General features: G+C 59.9%; 1 protein-coding gene. It reads right to left on the reverse strand.

The genetic code is table 11. The features are described from left to right. Positions 1-319: transposase (locus tag SB753_RS35415; protein WP_410804735.1), on the reverse strand; the 319-nt coding region annotated here is incomplete at its 3' end. Between the last annotated feature and the right edge of the window lie 40 nt (positions 320-359).

Raw genomic sequence — 359 nt, forward strand, 5'->3', positions numbered from 1 at the left:
CGTCTGGAACGGTTTCGTTGCCCAGGTCAATGCCCACAAAACGGCGCAGGCTGAGGCTGTCGTACAGCGCCTCCTCGCACGCAAGGTCGGCGAGGTTGAACCAGTGCTGGACAAAGTAAATCCGCAACATGCGTTCCAGCGCGATCGGCGGGCGACCGCTGCCGCGTTTCGGGTAATACGGCTCGACCACCGCGCACAGTTCAGCCCACGGCACGAGCCTGTTCATCTCATCGAGAAACGCTTCGCGTCGCGTAGGTTTGCGCTGCGCCCCAAATCCCGCGCATTGATCGACAGCCATCGCCAGTGTCAGTTGCTTCATCGCGTTTTTACTTTCGCCGTTGCATGTCCACGCTATAACG

It is taken from the genome of Paraburkholderia sp. SIMBA_053 (genome assembly GCF_046534895.1).
GTDB lineage: Bacteria > Pseudomonadota > Gammaproteobacteria > Burkholderiales > Burkholderiaceae > Paraburkholderia > Paraburkholderia caledonica.